The following is a 1,658-nucleotide window of genomic DNA, read 5'->3' as shown; positions in this document are numbered from 1 at the left end:
GCCAGGCCTCAGCATTTTATTATGGTGATCCCCTGGGCGAAATGCGCCTGGTAAGCAGAGTTTTTGAAATGTAAGGCCTTTGAATAAGACAAAAGGCTGCCTCATCGCTAACTTTGCAACAGTGCCATTTTAAGCGTTATGCTAAGCCCAGGAAGCCGCAGGATCTTTTGAACCACAACTGCATTAACGTCCGCTATTCTGATACGAGTGGATTGTACGCCTGGGAATTCGAGAAAGATGCTCAGAAATTCAGTCTGAAAGTCAAAGGGCAATATATTGCGAACAGCACGATTCATCAGCTCGATGCAGCATTAGACGGGCTGGGGATTGCCTATATTCCCGAGTATGTTGCAGATGGATATATCAAAAGCGGCAAGCTGATTGCTGTTCTGACCGAGTGGTGTCCATATTTTGACGGCTACCATATTTATTATCCTCACCGCCGACAGGATTCTCCTGCGTTTATGGCTTTTCTGCAAGTTTTGCGTGACAGGTACAATAATGGAATAAGATAAATTTATGAGTAAAGGATTATGTCCACGATAAGCACCTGGGTCGATTCCTGGGAGGCGGCCATGAGGGTAGGGAAGCGCCGTCCCGTCAAGTCAGCGTAATGCTCTGCCAGTGTTACAACCAATTAACCAATTCTGATTAGAAAAACTCATCGAGCATCAAATGAAACTGCAATTTATTCATATCAGGATTATCAATACCATATTTTTGAAAAAGCCGTTTCTGTAATGAAGGAGAAAACTCACCGAGGCAGTTCCATAGGATGGCAAGATCCTGGTATCGGTCTGCGATTCCGACTCGTCCAACATCAATACAACCTATTAATTTCCCCTCGTCAAAAATAAGGTTATCAAGTGAGAAATCACCATGAGTGACGACTGAATCCGGTGAGAATGGCAAAAGCTTATGCATTTCTTTCCAGACTTGTTCAACAGGCCAGCCATTACGCTCGTCATCAAAATCACTAGCATCAACCAAACCGTTATTCATTCGTGATTGCGCCTGAGCGAGACGAAATACGCGATCGCTGTTAAAAGGACAATTACAAACAGGAATCGAATGCAACCGGCGCAGGAACACTGCCAGCGCATCAACAATATTTTCACCTGAATCAGGATATTCTTCTAATACCTGGAATGCTGTTTTCCCGGGGATCGCAGTGGTGAGTAACCATGCATCATCAGGAGTACGGATAAAATGCTTGATGGTCGGAAGAGGCATAAATGCCGTCAGCCAGTTTAGTCTGACCATCTCATCTGTAACATCATTGGCAACGCTACCTTTGCCATGTTTCAGAAACAACTCTGGCGCATTGGGCTTCCCATACAATCGATAGATTGTCGCACCTGATTGCCCGACATTATCGCGAGCCCATCTATACCCATATAAATCAGCATCCAGGTTGGAATTTAATCGCGGCCTCGAGCAAGACGTTTCCCGTTGAATATGGCTCATAACACCCCTTGTATTACTGTTTATGTAAGCAGACAGTTTTATTGTTCATGATGATATATTTTTATCGGCACTGTTGCAAATAGTCGGTGGTGATAAACTTATCATCCCCTTTTGCTGATGGAGCTGCACATGAACCCATTCAAAGGCCGGCATTTTCAGCGTGACATCATTCTGTGGGCCGTACGCTGGTA

2 protein-coding genes are annotated in these 1,658 nt (G+C 44.7%); one reads left to right on the top strand and one right to left on the bottom strand.

Annotated elements, in window-relative coordinates; translation table 11 throughout:
* Positions 1-113 precede the first annotated feature (113 nt).
* Positions 114-515: a LysR substrate-binding domain-containing protein gene (locus FTV03_RS17645; RefSeq protein WP_001183556.1), complete on the top strand. Its 402-nt coding sequence runs from the start codon at positions 114-116 to the stop codon at positions 513-515.
* 136 nt (positions 516-651) lie between these two features.
* Here FTV03_RS17645 and FTV03_RS17640 read toward each other — a convergent pair whose 3' ends face one another.
* Positions 652-1,467, bottom strand: coding sequence for an aminoglycoside O-phosphotransferase APH(3')-Ia (locus FTV03_RS17640; RefSeq protein ID WP_000018326.1), 816 nt, complete (start codon positions 1,465-1,467; stop codon positions 652-654).
* Positions 1,468-1,658: the final 191 nt, after the last annotated feature.

Origin of the sequence: Acinetobacter sp. YH12218, assembly GCF_013417925.1 — a bacterium.
Taxonomy (GTDB): domain Bacteria; phylum Pseudomonadota; class Gammaproteobacteria; order Pseudomonadales; family Moraxellaceae; genus Acinetobacter; species Acinetobacter amyesii.
This window is presented reverse-complemented; position numbering and strand designations above follow the sequence as displayed.

What these genes read in the sequence shown, in the direction of transcription:
- FTV03_RS17640 (WP_000018326.1), bottom strand. Translation starts at nt 1,467, where the DNA reads ATGAGCCATATTCAACGGGAAACGTCTTGCTCGAGGCCGCGATTAAAT.